The 20,950-nt window shown below is 65.3% G+C and carries 20 protein-coding genes; 8 read left to right on the forward strand and 12 right to left on the reverse strand.

The features are described from left to right. Positions 1-12 precede the first annotated feature (12 nt). Positions 13-654, forward strand: coding sequence for a peptidylprolyl isomerase (locus tag Q9K02_RS09780; protein ID WP_305932726.1), 642 nt, complete (start codon positions 13-15; stop codon positions 652-654). Here Q9K02_RS09780 and Q9K02_RS09785 read toward each other — a convergent pair. From Q9K02_RS09785 to sdhC, 5 genes are read right to left on the reverse strand one after another with little or no spacing between them, the layout of a single operon-like run. Beyond that, complete coding sequence (locus Q9K02_RS09785) at positions 651-1,538, reverse strand: glycoside hydrolase (RefSeq protein ID WP_305932727.1); 888 nt, start codon at positions 1,536-1,538, stop codon at positions 651-653. The genes Q9K02_RS09780 and Q9K02_RS09785 overlap by 4 nt on opposite strands. Further along, the gene (locus tag Q9K02_RS09790) at positions 1,516-2,826 is read right to left on the reverse strand and encodes a M20/M25/M40 family metallo-hydrolase (RefSeq protein WP_305932728.1); all 1,311 of its coding nucleotides are present in this window, start codon (positions 2,824-2,826) and stop codon (positions 1,516-1,518) included. The genes Q9K02_RS09785 and Q9K02_RS09790 overlap by 23 nt, the downstream gene beginning before the upstream one ends. Next, positions 2,826-4,667, reverse strand: coding sequence for a succinate dehydrogenase flavoprotein subunit (gene sdhA / locus Q9K02_RS09795; RefSeq protein ID WP_305932729.1), 1,842 nt, complete (start codon positions 4,665-4,667; stop codon positions 2,826-2,828). Before sdhA ends, Q9K02_RS09790 begins: the two co-directional genes overlap by 1 nt. Beyond that, on the reverse strand, positions 4,667-5,053 hold the full coding sequence (gene sdhD / locus Q9K02_RS09800; protein ID WP_305932730.1) for a succinate dehydrogenase, hydrophobic membrane anchor protein: 387 nt from the start codon (positions 5,051-5,053) through the stop codon (positions 4,667-4,669). Before sdhD ends, sdhA begins: the two co-directional genes overlap by 1 nt. A 9-nt stretch (positions 5,054-5,062) precedes the next feature. Next, positions 5,063-5,452, reverse strand: coding sequence for a succinate dehydrogenase, cytochrome b556 subunit (gene sdhC / locus Q9K02_RS09805; RefSeq protein WP_305932731.1), 390 nt, complete (start codon positions 5,450-5,452; stop codon positions 5,063-5,065). Positions 5,453-5,561: 109 nt separating this feature from the next. Between sdhC and Q9K02_RS09810 the strand changes: the two genes are divergently transcribed. The 4 genes from Q9K02_RS09810 to Q9K02_RS09825 are packed head-to-tail and all read left to right on the forward strand — an operon-like array spanning position 5,562 to position 8,742. Continuing rightward, positions 5,562-6,272 carry an SDR family NAD(P)-dependent oxidoreductase gene (locus Q9K02_RS09810; RefSeq protein WP_305932732.1) on the forward strand — a complete coding sequence of 237 codons (711 nt, stop codon included), beginning with the start codon at positions 5,562-5,564 and terminating at the stop codon, positions 6,270-6,272. Continuing rightward, positions 6,262-7,182: a subclass B3 metallo-beta-lactamase gene (gene bla, locus Q9K02_RS09815; protein ID WP_305932733.1), complete on the forward strand. Its 921-nt coding sequence runs from the start codon at positions 6,262-6,264 to the stop codon at positions 7,180-7,182. The genes Q9K02_RS09810 and bla overlap by 11 nt, the downstream gene beginning before the upstream one ends. After that, complete coding sequence (locus Q9K02_RS09820) at positions 7,175-8,080, forward strand: 50S ribosomal protein L11 methyltransferase (protein ID WP_305932734.1); 906 nt, start codon at positions 7,175-7,177, stop codon at positions 8,078-8,080. Before bla ends, Q9K02_RS09820 begins: the two co-directional genes overlap by 8 nt. Further along, complete coding sequence (locus Q9K02_RS09825) at positions 8,077-8,742, forward strand: DUF2459 domain-containing protein (RefSeq protein WP_305932735.1); 666 nt, start codon at positions 8,077-8,079, stop codon at positions 8,740-8,742. Before Q9K02_RS09820 ends, Q9K02_RS09825 begins: the two co-directional genes overlap by 4 nt. On the opposite strand, the gene Q9K02_RS09830 is transcribed toward Q9K02_RS09825, so the two are convergent. Together Q9K02_RS09830 and Q9K02_RS09835 are read right to left on the reverse strand one after the other, a co-directional pair. Beyond that, positions 8,739-9,836 (reverse strand): serine hydrolase, encoded by a 1,098-nt coding sequence (locus tag Q9K02_RS09830; RefSeq protein ID WP_305932736.1) that lies wholly within the window; start codon positions 9,834-9,836, stop codon positions 8,739-8,741. The two genes, Q9K02_RS09825 and Q9K02_RS09830, sit on opposite strands and share 4 nt — an antisense overlap. A gap of 42 nt (positions 9,837-9,878) precedes the next feature. Then, positions 9,879-11,345 (reverse strand): FAD-binding protein, encoded by a 1,467-nt coding sequence (locus Q9K02_RS09835; protein ID WP_305932737.1) that lies wholly within the window; start codon positions 11,343-11,345, stop codon positions 9,879-9,881. A gap of 161 nt (positions 11,346-11,506) precedes the next feature. On the opposite strand from Q9K02_RS09835, the gene Q9K02_RS09840 reads away from it, so the two are divergent. Continuing rightward, complete coding sequence (locus Q9K02_RS09840) at positions 11,507-12,178, forward strand: SDR family oxidoreductase (protein ID WP_305932738.1); 672 nt, start codon at positions 11,507-11,509, stop codon at positions 12,176-12,178. Here Q9K02_RS09840 and Q9K02_RS09845 read toward each other — a convergent pair whose 3' ends face one another. Further along, positions 12,179-12,670: a CinA family protein gene (locus Q9K02_RS09845; protein WP_305932739.1), complete on the reverse strand. Its 492-nt coding sequence runs from the start codon at positions 12,668-12,670 to the stop codon at positions 12,179-12,181. A gap of 163 nt (positions 12,671-12,833) precedes the next feature. Beyond that, entirely contained in the window at positions 12,834-14,903 is a 2,070-nt protein-coding gene (gene ligA / locus Q9K02_RS09850; protein ID WP_305932740.1) for an NAD-dependent DNA ligase LigA, read from the reverse strand. Between the two features lie 76 nt (positions 14,904-14,979). Between ligA and Q9K02_RS09855 the strand changes: the two genes are divergently transcribed. Next, on the forward strand, positions 14,980-15,972 hold the full coding sequence (locus Q9K02_RS09855) for an acyl-CoA thioester hydrolase/BAAT C-terminal domain-containing protein (protein WP_305932741.1): 993 nt from the start codon (positions 14,980-14,982) through the stop codon (positions 15,970-15,972). A 9-nt stretch (positions 15,973-15,981) separates the two neighbouring features. Here Q9K02_RS09855 and recN read toward each other — a convergent pair whose 3' ends face one another. From recN to Q9K02_RS09870, 3 genes are all read right to left on the reverse strand, one after another. Then, complete coding sequence (gene recN, locus Q9K02_RS09860; protein WP_305932742.1) at positions 15,982-17,646, reverse strand: DNA repair protein RecN; 1,665 nt, start codon at positions 17,644-17,646, stop codon at positions 15,982-15,984. Between the two features lie 61 nt (positions 17,647-17,707). Next, entirely contained in the window at positions 17,708-19,720 is a 2,013-nt protein-coding gene (locus Q9K02_RS09865; protein WP_305932743.1) for a CapA family protein, read from the reverse strand. Positions 19,721-19,775: 55 nt separating this feature from the next. Then, positions 19,776-20,579 carry an outer membrane protein assembly factor BamD gene (locus tag Q9K02_RS09870; RefSeq protein WP_422785449.1) on the reverse strand — a complete coding sequence of 268 codons (804 nt, stop codon included), beginning with the start codon at positions 20,577-20,579 and terminating at the stop codon, positions 19,776-19,778. Between the two features lie 185 nt (positions 20,580-20,764). Here Q9K02_RS09870 and Q9K02_RS09875 point away from each other — a divergent pair, with 185 nt between their 5' ends. Next, positions 20,765-20,941 (forward strand): Flp family type IVb pilin, encoded by a 177-nt coding sequence (locus Q9K02_RS09875; protein WP_305932745.1) that lies wholly within the window; start codon positions 20,765-20,767, stop codon positions 20,939-20,941. Positions 20,942-20,950 lie beyond the last annotated feature (9 nt).

The raw sequence follows: 20,950 nt of genomic DNA on the forward strand, positions 1-20,950 counted from the left end.
ATGGTGCGGGGCATGACTAATCGACTCGCTCTTGCCGCCCTCGCCCTGTTCGCCGCGCCCCTCGCCGCGCAGGACGCCGACACCGATGCTTTCCCTGCTCCCGCGACCGAACTCGTCGTGCTGGAGACGACGGCGGGCGACATCACTGTGGAGCTGGAGACGGAGCGGGCACCGATCACGACGGCCAATTTCCTGCGCTATGTCGACGAGGACCGGTTCGACGGCATCGTCTTCTATCGCGCGATGAGACTCGACTATGGCGAACCGCCCAACGGCCTGATCCAGGCCGGCACGCAGAACGACCCCGAGCGCATCCTGCCCGGCATCGCGCATGAGCCGACCAGCGAGACCGGCCTCAGCCACACCGATGGTGCCCTGTCGATGGCGCGGCTCGAGCCGGGCACGGCGACCGGCGACTTCTCGATCATGGTCAAGGACCAGACCGGTCTCGACGCGATGCCCGATAGCGACGACCCGAACGAGCGGGTGGGCTATGCCGTGTTCGGCTATGTCGTGGACGGAATGGACGTCGTGCATGCGATCCACGCGATGCCGACCGATCCCGACAAGGGCGAAGGCTGGATGAAAGGGCAGATGCTGGCCGACCCGGTGGTGATCGTCGATGTCCGGCGGGTGGAACAGCCGACCGGCTAACACTCTTCGGCGGTGTTTTCCGGCGGCGGCCCTGGCGGGACGCGGGCAGGGTGCTGCCAGAACGGGTCGCTTTCAAGGCGGTGATTGTCGCCATACGCTTCGGCCAGTGCCGCATAGAGCTGCGGATCGTAAGCGGCGAGGTCCTGGTGGTTCAGGATGCGCCGCCCATCGAAGGCTTGCAGGCGGTTGGAATCGAACCAGAACTGCGTGCCTTCCGCCCAATACTCCTGGATGGTCGTCGTCGTATATTCGTTGAGCCAGAGATTGGTCGCAAGCGCATTGTCGTACGCCGCCTGCACCCGCGCGTAGAGTGCCGGATCGACGGCATGGATCGCAAATAGGACATTGTGCGCCATCTCGTGGACGAAGATCGTTTCGCCGAAATAGCGGCTGACGGGCAGGCCGAGCACGTCCTCTTCCGAACCGACCGTCCGCTCGCCCCCAATAGCACGGGCGCGGTTGTCCCAATATTCGCGATCCGAAAGCCGCCCGATGCGCGTGTCGTAGAGTTTGCGCTCGCACCGCGTGAGACGCGGATCGTCGAAGGCGGGCTTGGTCCAGTCGGCATTCTCCGGCAGGTCGAGCAGCGCTTCGTCTACTGCCATGATCGCGACGCGGTAATCGTTCGCCGCGAGCCATTCGGCGAGTTCAGGCCGGTGCGCGAACATGCCTTGCGCCATGTTGCGGGCGGCGAAGAGCGCTTCGTCAGGCACCTTGACGGAGGACAGGATCGGGATGCCGCGCGCGGTCACTTGCTTGGTGTAGAACGGCGGTGCGCTCAGCTCAGGCGACGGCGCTGTCGGCCCGGTCGCGCAGGATGACAGCGCGGTAGCGAACAACAGCGCGAGGGCGCTGCGCCTTCTAGTCGCGCGGCTGCCGGGCAAGCCTGCCAACCAGGATCGCTGTGCGCATGGCCTGCCGCGCGATCGTGGGCAGGTCGATATATTCGCCCTCGGCATGGCTGCCGCCGCCGCCCGGCCCCATGCCCGCCAATCCATCGACATAAGGCGCGACGAAACTGATGTCCGCAGCGCCGCGGCGCGAGGGCGGATAGGGTTGCTGTTCATCCAGCCCGAGATCGGCATTGATGCGATTGAGCTGCGCGAGAAGGTCGCGATTGCCGTCGGTCGGGGCCATCGGCGGGTAGCGGGACTCGAAGTCGAACTCGGCGCTGGTGCCGGGCAGGTTGTCCGCCACGATGGCTCGCATCTTCGCCACGATCCGCTCGTCCTGCTCGGGCGTCAGCGTGCGGAGATCCCCGCGCGCCACGGCCACGGAGGGAATGATGTTGGTCTTGCCTTCGGTCGTCGCGGAGAGCTCATCCTCCGCCAGCTCGGCAGGAGTTCCGCCGGCAATCAAGCCGACATTGAACGTCGCGTTCTCTTCCGGCAGCTCGGCCCGGAAACGGTCGAGGATGCGGACCATCTCGTAGACTGCGCCGTAGCCGGAACTCCCGGAGAAAATGCCGGAGCTATGACCGCTGGCCGACCGCGTGGTCAGCGTCCAGTTGGACGAAGACCGGCGCGCGATCACGCCTGCGTCGTTGCCGTCGAGCGTCGAAAGCCCCTCGAACCCCAGAGCCACATCCGCCCATTGCCCTGCCTCAATCAGATCGCAGCGGGCCTCTTCCAGTGGGTCGCCCGCATCTTCCTCGTCGCCGGTCAGCGCCACGACGATATTCGCACCGTCCAGCGTTCCGGCGGCCTGCATGGCGCGCAGAGCCGAGAGGATGACGATGACCCCGCCCTTGTCGTCGAGAATGCCGGGTCCGACGGCCCGGTCGCCATCACGCATGAAACCGGTGAAGGGGGAGGACGGCTCGAACACCGTATCGAGGTGCCCGATCATCAGGATGCGCTTGGTATCGGGATCGCCGAGACGACGGGCGAAGAGGTGCCCCGCACGGCCCGCCGCCGACTGGTCGATCCACTGGACCGTGAAACCGAGCTCTTCGAATGCCGGCATCAGCATATCCGCGACGGCCTTCACGCCTTCGTGATTATGCGTGCCCGAGTTGACGCGGGTGATCTGCTCGAGCGCATTCACGTCGCGCTCGAAGCCTGCATCGACAGCCTGGACGGCCACCTGTTCGGGCGCGGAAAGCTGCGCCGATAGCGGGCTGGCAAGCAGGGCTGCTGCAATCGCGCCCGCTGCCAGTCCCGCAATCCGCATCAGTAAACCCGCTTCTTCGGCTCGATATATTTGATGTCGTCGGTCAGCGTGTATTCGTGCACCGGGCGGTAATCGATCTTCACGCCGCCGCCGTTTCCACCCCAGCCATCGAACCAGGCGATTGTGTGCTTCATCCACTCGGCATCGTTGCGCTCGGGGAAGTCCTCATGCGCGTGGGCACCGCGGCTTTCCTTGCGGTTTTCCGCCGAGGCCATCGTGACATTGGCCTGCGCCATGAGATTGTCGAGCTCGAGCGTTTCGATGAGGTCGCTGTTCCAAATGAGCGAGCGGTCGAAGACCTTCACGTCCTCCATCCGCTTGTTGATCTGCTTCAGGTTCTCGACGCCCTCGGCCATCAGCTTGCTGTCGCGGAAGACCGCCGCGTGGCGGGTCATGGTCTTCTGCATGTCTGCGCGCAGCGCCGCTGTCGGTGTGCTGCCGTCGGCATAGCGGAAGTGGTCGAGGCGGCTCAGCGACATTTCGGCGCTGTCTCCGGGCAACTCGTCATGGCTGGTGCCGGGCTTGATCAGGTCGCGCAGGCGGTGGCCGGTCGCGCGGCCGAACACCACGAGGTCGATCAGCGAGTTCGAGCCAAGGCGGTTGGCGCCATGGACCGACACGCAGGCTGCCTCGCCCACGGCGAACAGGCCGGGGACGATCTTTTCCGGATCGGCCTTGTCGCCCGCCATCACTTCGCCGTGGAAGTTACAGGGGATCCCGCCCATGTTGTAATGCACGGTCGGCGTCACCGGCAGCGGCTCGCGGGTCAGGTCGACGCCGGCGAAGATCTTGCCGCTCTCCGTAATGCCCGGCAAGCGCTGGGCTAGCACGGCGGGATCGATGTGGTCGAGGTGGAGGTAGATGTGGTCCTTTTCCGGACCGACGCCGCGCCCTTCGCGCATCTCCAACGCCATCGAGCGGCTGACGACGTCGCGCGAAGCGAGGTCCTTCGCGCTCGGCGCATAGCGTTCCATGAACCGCTCACCTTCGGAGTTGGTAAGGTATCCGCCCTCGCCGCGCGCGCCCTCGGTGATGAGCACGCCCGCGCCGTAAATGCCGGTCGGGTGGAACTGGACGAATTCCATGTCCTGCAGCGGGAGTCCCGCGCGCAGCACCATGCCGCCGCCATCGCCGGTGCAGGTGTGGGCGCTGGTCGCGGTGAAGTAGCAGCGGCCATAGCCGCCGGTGGCCAGCACCACGGCCTTGGCGCGGAAGCGGTGGATCGTCCCGTCATCCAGGCACATCGCGATCACGCCGACGCAGATTTTGCCCTCGGGCGTGTCCTTCATGATCAGGTCGAGTGCGAAATACTCGATGAAGAAGTCCGCATCGTATTTCAGGCTCTGCTGGTAGAGCGCGTGCAGCATGGCGTGGCCGGTACGGTCGGCGGCGGCGCAAGTGCGCTGCACCGGCGGGCCTTCGCCCATGTTCTGCATGTGGCCGCCAAAGGGGCGCTGATAGATCGTCCCGTCATCGTTGCGGCTGAAGGGCACGCCGGCGTGCTCCAGTTCGTAGACCGCCTGCGGGGCCTCGCGCACGAGATATTCGATCGCGTCCTGGTCGCCGAGCCAGTCGGAGCCCTTCACGGTATCGTACATGTGCCATGACCAGTGGTCTGGCGAATTGTTGCCCAGCGAAGCCGCGATGCCGCCTTGCGCTGCCACGGTGTGCGAACGCGTGGGGAACACCTTGGAGATGTTCGCCGTCTTCAGCCCCGCCTCGGCTGTGCCCATGGTAGCACGCAGCCCGCTGCCGCCAGCGCCCACGACGACGACATCGTAGGTGTGGTCGACGATCGGATAGGCTCGGTCGCCGATGGTGAAAGTGTCGCTGCTGGCCATCAGGCGGCTCCTCCAAGGGCGAGGCGCGCGATGGACACGATGCCGAAGGCCGCGCCGCCGATGGTTGCAAGGTTGAGAAGAACAAGAGTGCCGAACTTGGTGCCGGCGTCATGGACATAATCCTCGATCAGCACCTGCAGGCCGAGCCGCGCGTGCCAGAAGACCGAGATCACCAGCAGCGCCAGCGCCGTGGCGGGTAGCGTCTGCGAGGCCCAGCCGGTCATGGTTGCGTAATCATAGCTCGGCAGCAGCGCGAGGCTGATGACGAGAAACAGCATCAGCACCAGGTTGCCGACGGCGGTAAAGCGCTGCAGCAGCCAATGATGCGCGCCTTCATGCGCCGAGCCGAGCCCGCGCACGCGTCCGATGGAGGTTCCATTACCCATGGTTGCGGCTCACTTCAGGAGATTGAGGAAGATGACGGCCCACAGCGCGGCCGTCATGAACAGGGCGATCAGCGGTGCCACGATCGACCACGTCTTGTTGGTGTCGAGTTCGTAGCCCGCACCGATGTCGAGCACGAAATGGCGCAGGCCGCTCATCATGTGGGTGAAGAAAGCCCAGCTGAGGCCGACTAGGACGATCATGCCGATGGGCGAGCCCATGACGCTTTCGAAGGTCGCATAGGCTTCCGGACCGCCGGCCATCGCGCCCAGCCACCACAGCAATACGCCGAGGCCGACGGTCGCCATGCCGTCGCCGGTGATGCGGTGGAGGATGGAGATCGCCATGTGCGGGCCCCATTTCCAGACTTGCAGATGTGGCGCCATTGGCCGGTTTGCCATGTATTCTCACCCGAAAAGCTGACGTGTTGCGCTCCACTTAGCGAAGTGCGCGCTCTGCGCAAGGCACGCGGCCTCGACAAGTGCTGCAAATTTCCGAATAGCGTGATGCATGACATGCATCTTGCTCACAGGCTCCTCGCGCGGAATCGGCGCAGCGGCCAAGACCCTGTTCGAAGCGCGCGGCGTGAAAACCGTCGGCCAGGCGACCTCCAGTAGTGCGGTCGACACTGTGCCCGCCGACTTCACCGATCCCGGTGCCCCGCACGAATTATGGGAAGCCGCGCTCGCCCGGGCGGGTGGAGAGATCGACGTGCTGGTCAACAATGCCGGGCTGTTCGATCCCAACCCGCTCGACCGGTCGGACATCGAATGGCTCGATGCGTGGGAAGATACGCTGCGGATCAATCTCACCGCTGCCGCGCAGTTGAGTCGCTTCGCCGTGCGCCACTGGCAGGAGCGCGGTGTCGGCGGCAGGATCGTCCACGTCGCCAGCCGCGCAGGCCATCGTGGCGATTCTCCGGCGCATTGGCACTACGCTGCTGCCAAGGGTGGAATGCTCGCGATGCACAAGACGATAGCGCGTCAATATGCCAGCGAAGGCATCCTGAGCTTCGCAATCACGCCGGGCTTTACCGATACTGCGATGGCGGGCGACTATCTGGAAAGCCGCGGCGGGCCGGGCCTGCTCGCCGACATCCCGCTCGGCCGCGTCGCGCAGCCGGAGGAGATCGGCAAACTGATCGAATTCTGCGCCCTCGACGCGCCGCCCAGCATGACCGGGGCGACGCTCGACGCCAATGGAGCCAGCTATGTTCGCTAGGATTGCACCTCTATTGCTGCTGGCCGGGTGCACCGCAGCGCATACCCCTCAGCCCGCTGCCCTGCCCGCGCTCCCGCAGGCAGGGCTTTCTTCCACGCAATTCGCCGAGCAATGCGAGCCGTGGGACGAGTGGGATAAGCCCGCCCCGCCCTTCCGCATCCTCGGCAACAGCTGGTATGTCGGCACCTGCGGGATCGCCTCGATCCTGATCGCCGATCCGGCCGGGCATGTGCTGATCGACAGCGGGACCGAAAAAGGGGCCGAGGTCGTCCTCGCGAACCTGCGGACCATCGGCGTCGATCCGAAAGACGTGCGCTACATCCTCGCGAGCCACGAACATTTCGACCACGTCGGCGGGCACGCGGTGCTGGCGGCGGCGACCGGAGCGGAGATCGTCGCTTCGGCCGAAGCTGCGCCTGTCCTCCAAACCGGCAAGGTATTGCCCGATGACCCACAGGCCGATGCCGGACATCCGGACATGACGCCGGTGACGGTCGCGCGCATCGTGGCGGACGGCGAGGTACTAACACTAGGCGATATCGCGATTACAGCCCATCTCACGCCTGGTCATAGTCCGGGAGCGACGAGCTGGACCTGGACCGCCTGCTCCGACCCGGACGAGCCGCCGGTCTGCCGCCGCCTCGCCTATGTCGATAGCCTCTCGCCAGTCTCTGCGGACAGCTATCGCTTTAGCGATCATCCCGATGTCGTTGGAACCTTCCGCTCCAGCCTCGCCAGGGTCGCGGCCCTGCCCTGTGACGAATTGCTGACGCCGCACCCTTCCGCCAGCCAGATGATCCAGAAGCTGCGTAGCGGTTCGCTCGGCGTGGCCGGACAGTGCCAGGCCTACGCACGCGCGATCGGCGAACGGCTCGACAAGCGTCTTGCCGAGGAAGCTGCCGGTGGCTGACAGCTGGAAGATCTACACCGAGTGCTCGAAGGATCAGGCGACGGCCGCGCTCGTCGCGCATGAGGAGGACCTCGACTGGCCGGCCGATTGGGTGGTGACCGGGATGGAGGTTGCCGACCACCTGCCGGACGATTGGACCTTCGAAGTCTATTTGGACCATAAGCCCAAACCAGCCGACATAAAGCGCGTCGCCGCCCTTTTCGAAGGCAAGGCACCCGCGCTGATCGGCGAGAAACTGCCCGACACCGACTGGGTGGTCGAAAGCCAGAAGGGCGTCGATCCGATCCGCGCGGGGCGCTTCCATGTTCGAACGCCGGAGCATGCGGCCGACCCCGAGCTGGTCGATTTCGTCATCCCCGCCAGCCAGGCTTTCGGGACCGGACAGCACCAGACCACTGCCGGTTGCCTCGCCATGCTCGACCTGATGAAGCGCGAGGGCGTGTCGGCGCGCAATATAGCCGATATCGGCACCGGCACCGGTCTGCTCGCCTTCGCCGCGCTGCACCTGTGGCCGAATGCGAAGGCGACCGCGTCCGACATCGATGCCGTTTGTGCAGGCGTCGTCGCCGACAATTGCGAGCTCAACGGCATTCCGCAAGGAGCCGGTTCCGGCGCGCTGACGATGGTGATTGCCAATGGCATGGCCGATGCGCTGCTCGAAGCGCGCGGACCGTACGACCTTTTCATCGCCAATATCCTCGCCGGGCCATTGGTCGAACTCGCACCCGAGTTCGCCGCAGCGATGACACCGGGTGCGAACCTCTTGCTGGCGGGCCTGCTGGAAACCCAAGAGCCCCAGGTGCGTCAAGCCTATCGCGCGCTCGGCTTCCGGCTCGCCCGGCGGCTGGTGAACGGCGACTGGTCGATCCTCTGGCTGCGCAAGAGCCGGGTGCGGTGACACGCCCGCTGCGCTGGCTCGCGTGGCTGCTGGGCGTGCCGCTGACGCTCACGATACTCTTTCTGCTCGGCACTTGGATCGGCAGTTCGATCCCGCGCAACGGCGACTGGGCCGAGCCTACCCAAGGCGTCGAGATCCTCATCGAGACCAACGGCATCCACACCGGGATCGTGATGCCGCTGGTCACGCCGCAGAAGGACTGGCGCAGCGCTTTCCCGGCAGCGGACCTCGGGAACCCGTACCGCCCCTATACCCATGTCTCTGTCAGCTGGGGCGAACGAGAGGTCTTCCTCAATACGCCGACCTGGGCGGACCTCACCTTGGGCACGGCGATCGGCGCAGCCTTCGGCGGCGATGGCCTGCTCCACGCCGCGCATTATGTCCGCCCGGCACCGTCCGCCGACATCCGCCCGCTGCGTATCACGGAAACGCAGTATGCCCGCCTCGTCGCTGAGATCGAGCGACAGGTCCTGCCGCCCGACCAGCGTAAACTACATGCAGGCTATGCCCCCTACGACGTCTTCTACGACGCGCCCGGCACCTATCACCTCGGCAATACCTGCAACCAGTGGACCAGCGACACGCTGGCCGCCGCGGGTATCAGGACGGGCTGGTGGACGCCCTTGCCGGGCGGCGTGATGAAATGGGTGCCGCAGCTTTAGGCGGCGTTGGCGCCCTGCGCGTATTCGCGGTTTTCATAAGCCTCGATCGCCCGCACGACCTCGTGCATCATGCCCATGCGCGCCGCATAGGATGCGCGGGTCCGGGCGATGAGCACGGCAACGCCATACTGGTTGCCGCCATCGGAGGTTACGACGCCGACATCGTTATAGCCCGATTGCTCGCCATCGAAGAACTGGCCGGTGCCGGTCTTGTGCGCGATCGTCCAGCCCGGTGGCAGGCCGCCCTTCAGCCGGTTCGGCCCGCTGCGCGTCTCGCCGAGGATTTGCAGCAGGTATTCGGTCGACACCGACGAGAGCAGTTCGCCGCGCACAAGGCGGCCCAAGGCCAGCGCGATACCCTCGGCCGTCGCCCCGTCGATCGGATCGGCAAGATAGCTTTCGAACGCGCTCCTGCGAACCGCATCGGGCACTTCGTCACGCGCTTCGTAGAAGCTGTTGCCATAGCTGTAGGACTGGTTCCACGTCAGCCCCGCGATAGCGCTCTGCTTGTTACGTTCATCGAGCCCGAAGCGAACGCCTTCGATGTCGCGATCCTCGAGAAACTCCTCGACCTCTTCCGGCCCGCCCACTCGGCGCAGAATCCGATCGTTGGCCGTGTTGTCGCTGCGGGTCAGGGCACGATCGATCAACTCGGCATAGTCCGAACTGAACATGCCCTGCGTGCGCACGATGTCGCGGATCGGCTGGTGGAACAGGGTGAGGTCTTCGCGCCGGATCACCACCCGCTCGCCAAGGTCCAGGTCGCGCTCGTCCGCATGGGCGAGAGCAGTCATCGTCACCCACAGCTTGCTGACGCTCTGCTGCGGCAGCATCGCCTCGCCATTGGCAGACGCCATCCGGTCCGCCGCGATGTCGTAGACCGCGATGCCGACCTCGCCCGGGAAGCGTTCGGCGATCTCTTCCAGTTCCAGTTCGAGCTCGATCTGCGCGATGGAGCGCGGCTGCTCCTCGCTCTCTTCCTGTGCGACAATAGGCGCGTTCTTCCCCTGCTGCGCGCGCGGCAGCCATGTCACGAAAATCGCGAGGGCAAGCACAGGCAAGAGTAGGAAAACGAAACGGAAATAGCTGGTCACACTGTCGGCAACGCGGCGCTACGCAATCAGGTCCGAGATTCCTCAGGCGAGCTTCGCGTCCGCCACGGCCTCGCCCGGTAGCGGTTTGCCGGTCTGCAGGAAGGCCCGCACCCGTTCACTGAACATCAGCTTCCCGTTCGGATAATGCTTCCGGTGGATCGCCATGAGCCGGTCGAGATTGTTCTCACCGAGCGAATTCCGAAAACCCGGGATCAGCGCGCTCTTGCCGAAATGCGGACGGGTTTCCGGCTCGTATTGCAGAACCATTCGCTGCAACCTCTCCAGCCAAGCGTAATCGCGCGGATCGGCGAACAGGTCGATGGCTGCAACCGGCCCGTCGTGATTGGCGGCGAAGACGAGGTCGGATGTCCCCGGCAATTCGCGTACGCTGATGACGCCCTTCAGGAAGAAGCCGAGATCGCGCAAGCCGTCGGCCTCGCGCATGATGAACTTGACCACCGCCGGGCCTTTTTCCAGCGGCACGAAGAACGCGAGATTGTATCCGGTGTAAGTCGTCGAGAAACAGCCGCGCAGGATATCGGGCGCGCGCTCGCTGGCGAGGCCGGGCTTGGGATCGTAGAGATAGTCGAGGTCGTAAGGATCGGTCTGGATCTGGTCACGCTGGACGAGATCGAGCCTGTCGAGCAAGCGCTGCAGCGGTCGGCGCAGCGCCGGCAGGAAGCGGTCGAGCTTCTGGTACCGCTTGATGATCCAGCGCGCGATTGGCGCGAGGAAACCCCCGCCCTCTCGCACCTTCTCCACCCGCGCTGTCGTCTGGCAGGGCGAGAGGGTAGCCAGCATCATCACCGGATCGTCCGGATTGGAATAGGGGAGGACCACCCAGTTCGACGCGATGGTGCCTTGCTGCAATTCGCGCAGTTTCGACAGGCGGTTGATATGGCTTGTCGAGATGAACGCCTCGACCGGTGCCGTCTCCAGCTCCAGTTCGACGATGGGCGCAATCGTGCCGAACGACAGGGCGACATAGGCAAAGTCGGGATCGGCGCGTGTCAGGCGGACGCGCTTTCCGCTATCGTCGAGGAACGTCAGCGCGGTAACGGCATCGGCCATCACCCCTCGGTCGCCGAAGCCATGCGTCCCGGTCGCGAGCGCGCCCACCACCGTCTGTTTCATGTAATTGCCCGAGTTGATCAGGCGGCGGTCGTGCTTGATCAGGAACCGCTTGAACCGCTCGACCGTGACCGACGCGCCGACCGTCGCGATGCCGGTTGCCGGATCGTAATCCATCCGGTCGAGACCGCCCTCCTCCATCATCATAGCGTTGATACCGGGCACGATCTGGACGCCGTTATAGGAGTGCGACTTGCCGACGCAGCTATAGCAGCCTTTCGCCATGTCCGCGCACAGCTTGGCCTCGTCATGCGGGATGCGCGCCTCGGCATCGCCGCGATAGACGTGGATCCACGACGCGATGCGCCGTGTGCCCTCTTCACCCGCCTGCCGGTCGAGCTTGCGCTGCTTCCGCCCGCGCCGAATTTCCTCGAACATAATGCCCCCTGACCCCCTTTCGCGAGGAATATCAGCTTCGTTTCGCGCAAGCGAGGATAGATGCGACATCGCGGCGTCCGCAGAGAGGCTCGGCCTGGCGGGGAACCAAGCCCGCGCTCACCCACTCCTGAGGCATCTCTTCGAAACACATGGATTGCATCATGACCAAGACACTTCTCATCACCGGCGCATCGACAGGTATCGGCGCGGCAACCGCCCGCGCTGCAGCCGAAGCGGGCTGGAACGTCGCCCTGCTGGCGCGTTCGGAGGACAAGCTGGAGAGCCTTGCAGGCGACATCGGCGACGCCGCGCTCGCCCTGCCTTGCGACGTCACCGACAAAGACCAGTTGCGCGATGCGATCGGCACAACGGTCGAGAAATTCGGCGCGCTCGACGCGGTCTATGCCAACGCCGGCAGGGGGGTGGACTCACCGGGCGTCGAAAAAGGCGATCCGGACGAATGGCACGACATGATCCATCTCAACATCCTTGCCGTGCTTTACACCGCGCATGCCGCCCTGCCCGAACTGCGGAAGACCAAGGGGCACTTCGTGGTCACAGGCTCCAAGGCCGGGCGCGATCACCTGAAGGGATCGATCTACGGCGCGACCAAGTGGTTCGTGCAGGGCTTCGCCGGCAATCTGGCGGAGGAAATGCGCGAATGGGGCGGCCGCTGCACGGTCATCACGCCCGGCATGGTCGACACGCCCTTCTTCGACGAGGCCAAGCCCGACAAGATCCAGCCTGAGGATGTGGCCAGCGCTGTGGTCTTCGCTCTCTTGCAGCCGGATACGGCGGCGGTGCGCGAGATTCACATCATGCCAAACGACTGATCAGCGGCTTAGCGCCTCTTCCAGCGCTGCCAGCGCGGCGCGGGTAAAGGCTTCCATATTGGCGATGCGGTCGTCGCGTCCGGTTTCGGTGACAGCGACATGCTCGAAGCCGTCCGGGCCGACGATTGCCGTTACGCTCCGACCGGCGGGTGCGCCGCTCGGATGGTTCGACCCGCCGACGGAACCGCTTTCGGCGATTCCCCACTCCGCGCCGAAGTTGTCGCGGATGGCGCGCGCCTGCAGCAGTGCATAGTCTTCACTCGCCCCGCGCATCCCGGTATAGGCATCGCGCGGCAGGGCGAACAGCACATCGCGGGCGCGGAAGGAGTAGACCACACCGCCCCCGACGAAGAAGTCTAGCGCCCCCGGCACGGTGAGCAGCGATGCGGCGATCAGCCCGCCCGTCGCGCCATCGGCGACGGCGATCTTCTCGCCTCGCTCCCGCAGACGCGCCGCAATGCGGAGCGCGATGGAATGCGTCTCTGTCAGCAATTTGCGACCTCAAGAAAAATGCGGGAGGCAAGCAAGCCCACCTCCCGCAAGGAGAAAAGGCTTCGAAGAGCCCTTCGGGTCGCACCCGGGGCTTTACCAGCGGTGAAACTGAGGTCCCCACCCAATTGGGTGGGAAGCGTGAATTTCTCGACGAAGATCATCGTCATCCCGCCGCCGCGACGATCTCGGCCCATGCCGCTTCGTCGATCACTTCGATGCCGAGCTCCGCGGCCTTCTTGAGCTTGCTGCCCGCTCCCGGGCCCGCGACCAGCAGGTCGGTTTTCGCGCTGACCGAACCGCTGGCTTTTGCGCCGAGGCGCTCGGCCTGCGCCTTGGCCTCGTCCCGGCTCATGGTTTCGAGCTTACCGGTAAAAACGACGGTCTTGCCGGAGACCGGACTGTCCTTCGTTTCGACCTCGTAACGCGGTGGGGAGACTTGCGTGAGAATGTCGTCCCACACGGACTTGTTGTGATCCTCGTGGAAGAAATCGCCGAGCGCCTCCACCACGGCGCCGCCGATCCCGTCGATCGAAGTGAGCGAATTGCTCGCCTCTTCATTGCCCTCGCGGGCCTTTTCCGCCGCTTCGCGCAGCGCGGGCAACTCGTGGAAATGCTTCATGAGATCGCGCGCCGTGACGGCGCCAACGTGCCGGATGCCGAGGCCGAAGAGCAGCCGCGCAGCATCGGGCTTGCGCCGCGCCTCGATACTTTTCAACAGATTGTCCACAGACCTCTCCTTCCAGCCTTCCAGCGCAAGGATGTCCTCGCGGCGGTCCTTCAGGCGAAAGATGTCCGCCGGGCTTTCGAGCCAGCCGAGCGCGAAGAACTGGTCGATGGTCTTTTCCCCCAACCCATCGATATCGAGCGCGCCGCGGGAGACGAAATGCTTGAGGCGCTCGGTGCGCTGGGCGGGGCAGATCAGCCCACCGGTGCAGCGCACGTCGACCTCGCCCTCGTCGGCCACCGCTTCGCTGCCGCATTCGGGGCAGCGATCGGGGAACACATAGTGCTCGCGGTCGGCCTCCGGCGTAAGGTTTTCCACAAGCTGTGGAATAACGTCGCCCGCCCGCTGCACCACCACGCGGTCGCCGGGCCGCACGCCGAGCCGCGCGATCTCGTCGCGATTGTGGAGCGTCACATTGGTCACCGTGACCCCGCCGACCAGCACCGGCGCGAGGCGGCCGACCGGGGTCAGCTTGCCGGTGCGCCCCACCTGGATGTCGATGCTCTCCAGCGTCGTTTCGGCGCGCTCGGCTGGGAACTTGTGCGCCAGCGCCCAGCGCGGTGCCTTGGCGACGAAGCCGAGGCGTTGCTGGTAGTCGAGCCGGTCGACCTTGTAGACCACGCCGTCGATCTCGTAGGGCAGGTCCGGCCGCGCCTTCCCGATGGTCTCGTAATGCGCGAGCAGGCCTGCGAGATCGTCGACGCAAGTGAACAGCGGCGAAATCGGAAATCCCCATTCGCGCAAGCTGTCGACGACGGCGTGTTGGGTATCGCCCGGCACGTCGGAGGCCGCACCCCAACCATGCGCCCAGAAGCGCAGCGGGCGCTCTGCGGTCACGCTCGCATCCTTCTGCCTGAGCGATCCTGCGGCCGCATTGCGCGGGTTCGCGAACAGCTTGCCACCGGCCTCTTGCTGCGCAGCATTGAGTGCAGCAAAAGCCTGTTTATCCATATAGACTTCGCCGCGCACCTCAAACACTTCTGGCGAGCTGTCGGTTGCCAATTTCTGCGGGATATCGGCGATATGCGCGACATTGCGCGTCACATCCTCGCCCACCTGCCCGTCGCCCCGCGTCGCCGCGCGCACCAGCCTGCCTTTCTCGTACCGTAGCGAGCAGGACAGTCCGTCGATCTTGTCCTCCGCCGTAAAGGCGAGCGGCGCGTCGTCGTCGAGCGCGAGGAAGCGGCGCACGCGCGCGACCCACTCCGCGATCTCCTCGTCCGAGAAGCCGTTGTCGAGGCTCATCATCCGGACCTCGTGTGCAACCTTGCTTAGCGGCGAGGCGGCGATTCCATGGCCGACGTTCTTCGACGGCGAGTCCTCGCGCACCAGATGCGGAAACGCCGCCTCCAGCTCGGCATTGCGACGCACCAGCGCATCATATTCCTGATCGGTGATCTCGGGAGCGTCCTCGGCGTGATAGAGCCGGTCGTGCCGCGCAATCTGCTTCGCCAGCCGCATCAGCTCGTTGGCGGCTTCGGCTTCGGTAGGCTTGGTTTCGCTGCTCATCGAAGAATCATTGTCTCGCTCGGGATGCCCGGCCTACCCATTACACATCGCGGATGGGCGCAACAGGGGATGGGATATGCGGACGCGCAGCAAAGTCGGGATCGGATGTTTGGCGATCATACTCGCGCTGGTCGGCGCGGGCGCATGGTTCTGGTTCACCCGCGAACCCCGCCCTATCGTCGTGGCAGAGGCAGGCGATGGCGGCGAACGCGTCATGCTCGGAGAGACGCCTGCCAATTTCTATCCCGGCGCAGGCGAAGGACCGCGTCCGGCCATCCTGCTGCTCGGCGGGTCCGAGGGCGGCTTGAAGGACTTCCGCAACGCCTACGCGCGCCAGCTCGCCGCCGAGGGTTATTCGGTCCTCTACCCCGGCTACACCGCGACGGGAGAAGCGAACCGCGCCTTCAACATGGTGCCGCTCGAGATCTTCGACGCGGCGCTGGACTGGCTCGCCGCGCGACCGGACATCGCATCGGGTCCGGTCGCAGCCATCGGCCATTCGAAGGGAGCGGAAGGCGCCCTGCTGCTCGCCAGCCGCGATCCGCGGATCGGCGCCGTCGTCGCGGCGATGCCGAGCGATGTCGTCTGGCAGGGTTTCTCCTTCGACCAGATCGATATGTCCGACCTGCAGTCTTCATGGAGCGCGGGCGGGAAGCCGGTGCCCTACGCTCGCTACGAAATGCTGCCATGGTACGAATGGGCCTCGGGTGCGACCATGCTCGACATGTTCGAGGGCAGCCGCGCGGCGGCGGAAGGGCAGGCCGATGCCCTAATCGCCATAGAGCAGATCGAGGCACCCGTGATGCTGATCTGCGGCGAGCAGGACAATCTCTGGCCCGGCTGCGACATGGCCCGCAATCTGCGCGATCGCGCCGCAGCGGGCGGGCCGGAAGTCGAACTTCTCGCCTATGAGGACGCAGGCCACTGGGGTTTCGGCTCGGCCACGAGCCTTGCCGAGGGTGACAAGCGCTATCTCGGCCGGATGGGCGGAAGCGAAGAAGCCGACATGGCCGCGCGCGAGGACCAATGGCCGAAAATCCTCGCTTTTCTGCGGGCCAGTCTCCGCTAGCGGCGAAAGTTAAACCCCCTCCAGCAGTCGATCCGCCTGCGCCCGCGCCTCGGGCGTCACTTCCGCGCCGCTGAGCATGCGGGCGATTTCTTCCTGCCGCCCCGCCTCGTCGAGCAGGGCCACGCTGGTGCGAGTCACCGTGCCGTCGGAGCTTTTGGCGATCATGTAATGCGTGCGGCCGCGCGCTGCGACTTGCGGGCTATGAGTCACGGCAAGCAACTGGCCGTCGGCCGCCAGCCGGGCGAGACGTTCGCCGATGGCGCTGGCCACTGCGCCGCCGACGCCGCGGTCGATCTCGTCGAAGATGATCGTGGCCGCTCCGCCCTTTTCCGCGAGCGCGACCTTCAGCGCGAGGATGAAGCGCGAGAGCTCGCCGCCGCTGGCGATCTTGGCGAGCGGGGCGAAATCGGCGCCGGGGTTGGTCGAAATGAGGAATTCGACCGCGTCTAACCCGTGCGCGCCCCAGCGTTCTTCGGGCAATTCGGTGACGGACGTCTTGAACTGCGCGGCGTCTAGCTTGAGCGGAGCAAGCTCGCCCGCCACCGCCTCGTCCAGCCGCAAGGCCGCCGCCACGCGATTGGCATGCAGAGCTTCGGCCTCGGCGCGATAGCGTGCGCCCGCCTCTTTCGCTGCGGCTTCGAGCGCGTCCAGTTCGGCCTCACCGCCCTCGATCGAGTCCAGCGCGGCGCGGAATTCGCGCATCTTTTCGGGCAGTTCGTCGACCTCGCAGCGATGCTTGCGGGCCAGCGCGCGCAATTCGAATAGCCGCGTTTCCGCTGCATCGAGCGCTTGCGGATCGTGGACCAGCGCTTCGGCGGCCGCCTGCAACTTGTCTTCGGCCTCGCCCGCTTCGATCACCGCCCGATCGAGTGCGCCGAGGGCTTCTGCCAGCAAAGGATGTTCGGGCGCGATCCGGTCGAGCCGCCGCGCTGCCACGCGTAAAGCAGCTAGCGGCGAATCCGAACCCTCCCAGATATGCCGCAACTCCTCGAGATCGCCGGACAGCTTCTCGCCCTTCTGCATGTCGGCACGGGCTTCGGCGAGCCGCGCTTCCTCGCCCGCCTGCGGTTCGAGTGCAGTGAGTTCGGTGAGGTGCGCCAGTAGCAGGTCCTGATCAGCCTTGGCCGTCTCCACCGCCTCGCGCGCCTCGCCAAGCGCCTCCTCGGCGCTGCGCCACTTGCTCCACGCCTGCGCGACGCGGGCCGTGTCGGCACCGGCAAAACGATCAAGCAAGGCGCGGTGGCCGCGCGGATTGACGAGGCCGCGGTCGTCGTGCTGGCCATGCAGCTCCACCAGATGCGCCGCCATCTCGCGCAGCAAGCCCATGCTGACGTTCTGATCGTTGACGAAGGCCTTGCTCTTGCCGTCGGCCTTCAACTGGCGGCGCAGGATCAGCGGCTCACCATCCTCCACCTCGATATCGGCATCGTCGAGCAATTCGGCGAGCGGCGCGGGCAGCGCGGCGAATTCGAAACTGGCGGTGACGCTCGCCTTGTCTTCGCCCGCGCGGACCAGCCCGCTGTCGGCGCGATTGCCCAGCACCAAGCCGAGCGAGTCCAGCAGGATCGACTTGCCCGCCCCGGTTTCCCCGGTAAGCACGCCGAGCCCGCGCCCGAAATCGAGATCGAGCGCTTCGATCAGCACGATGTTGCGAATGGCGAGCCGGGTCAGCATCGCCGATGTGCTTAGCGCAGGCCGATGGCCGCGTCACGATAGCAGGCGGCGGGCCTGTGAATTATTGCGCGACGTGCGAGGCGTGCCAGCGGTCGGCTTCGGATGCGCCATCGACGCTCCAAGAGATGAGCTCGAAATCATCGATGGCGATGGGTTCGAGATTGCCGGATTGGGCCATCGGGACGAAGCGCAGGATCGGGCGGAACGGGCGGGTGTTGCCCTCCGCTTCCTCGGGTTTGACGAAATCGAAGCTTAAGTCCTGCCATGCCTCGGCGGCGGGCATTTCGCGGGTTTCAAGGATGTCGCCGCGCCAGCGGGCGCTGGGCTGCTCGCCCGGCTGTGGTCGATCCTTGATGCGCAGCTCGATCCGCGCCGCCACCGGCAGCTTGACCCGCGCCCGCAAGGTGTATGCGCCCGCAGGTACATCGCGCAGGTAGGCGTGGGTGAAGAACGCCGGGTTTGATGCAGCCTTTTCCGGGCGCAGCACAGCGTAGGCCTCGCCATCGTGGGAGGCAAACTCGAGACCCGCATCGTCGCTCATGAAGGCGCGCTCCATCGCATCGCCTTGGCGCGCCATAGCGAAATCGCCGCGTCCGATCACGTCGCGGCCCAATCGCGTGCCTTCGCAGGAAGGAGCGAAATCGGAGAGCGTGAATTCGTCCGTGGCCCGACGATGGCAGCTTTCATCCATACCGCCGCGCTGATCGGCGTAGACGACCGCGTGGCCGCCGCTCATTGAGAGCTTCGTCCCGCGTTCGACCGAGAAGCCGAACAGGCGGCGGAGCACACGCTCGCGCATCGCACCAACCGCAGGCATGGGGCGGTAATCGATCACGCCGACGGGCACGAACTCCGCCCGCAGGAAGCGCCCCTTTTCGAGGATCGCGCGGATGGCGTAGGTCACATGCGTGCGCGGATGTTGCTGGTCGAACAGGAAGTTGCCGATCGACGGTGCGACCAGCGCCTTCCGATAGACCTCGACCCCCATGACGAGATGCGGGTGATGGCCGATGGCGAGCGGCGCGCCCTGTTCTACCGCTTCGCGCAGTCGGCCGATGGTCGTGTCACTCGGCCGGTCGATATATTCCGCGCCGCCATGATATTGCAGCACCGGCACGTTGCGCCGCTTTCGTTCGCGCTCGACGCTGCGGCGGACCTGCCCGCGCGTGCCGAATGCCGCGCCGCCCTTGTCCGCAGTCGCAACCTGGTGCGCTCCGTTTGAGCCTTCCCAGCCGACGAAGCCCAGCATGGCGAGCGAGGTGTCGCCGAGTTGGATCTCGGCTGCTCGATCGGCCTGCGTCTCGTCATGGCCCGCGCCCGAATGCGCAAGGCCGGCGCGATCCAGCGCGGCGATGGTCGAGGCGATACCGGGCTCGCCGTAATCGTAAATGTGGTTATTGCCCAGCGAGACATAGTCGACCCCGGCGCGTTTCAATGCCGCTGCCAGTGCGGGCGGAGAGAAAAAGGTGATGCTCTTGCCCGGTAGGCGCGGACCGGGAGCCTCGTCGGCAAGCACCGTTTCGAGATTGACCGACGCCAGATCCGCGCTCTCCATATATGGTCGCATGTGTGCGAGCAGCCGGTCGAGGTCGGCGGCGAGACTATCGCGGAAAAGCAGCTGGCGCTGGCCTGATGAAGGCTCGAAATATCGGCGTCCTGCCATGGTGTCGCCGCCGAAGAAAAGCTCGATCCGGCCCTTCTTGCGCGCGACAACCTCAATGGCCGGAATGGCGAGGCAATCGCATGCTTCGTTGCTCAGCTCGGCATGGCCGAAGGTCTGCACGACGGTGAATACGCCCGCCCCGCGAATATCGAGGCGATAGATCGGAGCGGTGGGCAAGTTTACGGCGAAGTGACCGTCCTCGCGCAGTGCGGCAGCAGAGCCGTTTATCGTGACAGTGACATCGCGGAAGTCGATGCGGTCGCGTCGGCCGTCGAGGACGCCGCCCATCCGCACCTCTCCGGGCGCTGCGATCTCTCCGCCGACCAGCGCGTCGGCCGGATGCGCGGCAAGCGGCACCGCACACAGCGATGCCGCAGCGACAGCGATGGCGGAAGGGACCCGGCGCAACATGGCCCATCTCTAGCGCCGGGATGGCAAAATTAGCGTTAACCTGGGCGGCGAAAGCTCAGCTGGCGGTTGCGCCCGGCGCGTGCCGCTGCATCAGCGCGAAGGCCTTTTCGTACCACTCGTTGCCCGGATAGTTCGCACCCAGAACGGCCGCATATTTCTGCGCTTCGGTCGGAATGCCGAGCGCGAGGCTGGTTTCCGTCAGGCGATAGAGTGCTTCGGGCGTGTGGCTGGTGGTCTGGAAATTATCGACCACGTTCTGGAAGCGGATCTGCGCGGCGATCCATTGGCCGGACCGTTCGTAATGCCGCCCGATCTCCATCTCCTTGCCGGCGAGATGGTCCTGCACGAGGTCGATCTTGAGACGCGCATCGGCGGCGTATTGCGTGGTCGGGAAACGGCGGTTGACCTCCTGTAGCGCGGTCAGCGCCTGCTCGGTGATCTTCTGGTCGCGCTGCACATCGCTGATCTGCTCGTAATAGCTGAGCGCGATCAGATAGTAGGCATAGGGCGCGTCCTTGTTGCCCGGGTGAATCGAAAGGAACCGCTGGGCCGACTGGATCGCCGGATTGTATTCCTGCGCGACGTAATAGCTGAAGGCGCTCATCAGCTGCGCGCGGCGGGCCCAGGGCGAATAGGGATGCTGGCGTTCCACCTCGTCGAACAGGGCTGCGGCAAGTGTCGCATTGCCCGCGTCCAGCCGGCTCTTCGCCTCGCGGTACAGCGTCTCCACGTCGCGCGCGACATAGGCGGTGTTCTTCAGGTCGTCCCCGCCACCGCGCCCGGCGCAGCCTGCGGTGAGGACACTGGCTCCGGCCACGAAACCGGCGAGGACGAGCTTGCTTGGGGAACGCGAATGCATGGTCATGGGGCCAGCCTATAGCCAGCGCCCTGCTGAACGCCAAGTGAAGTTCGCAGGCGTGTCCCCTGCCCTCAGCAAATCGGGAGGCAGGCGATAAGACGCGGTTAACCATGGACGTGAAGCTGCCGCAAAGGCTGAGCGGTTAAACCTGCCTGCAAGCACTCTTGCGAAAAGGCGATTAAATCATGGCTTTCATCAACCTCTTGGCGCGCGACGAAGAGGGCGCGACTGCGATCGAATACGGGTTGATCGCCGCGCTCATTGCCGTCGCCTGCATCACCGCGCTTCAATCCTTGGGCGAAGAACTGTCGACCACGATGAATACGATCGACACTACGATGGCAGACAGCAACTCCGCGTGATCGGCGAAT

The sequence above is a fragment of the Qipengyuania profundimaris genome (genome assembly GCF_030717945.1).
In the GTDB taxonomy this organism is placed as follows: domain Bacteria; phylum Pseudomonadota; class Alphaproteobacteria; order Sphingomonadales; family Sphingomonadaceae; genus Qipengyuania; species Qipengyuania profundimaris.